The following is a 253-nucleotide window of genomic DNA, read 5'->3' on the forward strand; positions in this document are numbered from 1 at the left end:
CCAACACGTCGCCGCCCAGCCAAACCTGCTTGTATTCCAGTTGCCGCCTGAACTCGAACCACCCCTGATCGAGGATGGATTTATTCAGGCCAGATTTGGCTTTGACATTGCGCCCTGGCGAATCGCAGCTGCCTGCTGCGGACTTGGACATATTCCGTACCTGCAAATCCTCGATGCACACAATCGCGTGGTTTTTGCTGATTGTGGTCGTGGTCTTGTGCAGGAAGTCTTTGCGGACATTGGCGATGCGCGT

Annotated in this window: 1 pseudogene; it reads right to left on the reverse strand. The window is 54.9% G+C overall.

Annotation, left to right across the window (positions count from 1 at the left end):
* Window positions 1–253, reverse strand: a pseudogene (locus IV91_RS0114455) (IS200/IS605 family element transposase accessory protein TnpB); the annotation flags it as partial.

The sequence above is a fragment of the Ferrovum myxofaciens genome (genome assembly GCF_000735045.1).
Classification (GTDB): Bacteria; Pseudomonadota; Gammaproteobacteria; order Burkholderiales; family Ferrovaceae; genus Ferrovum; species Ferrovum myxofaciens.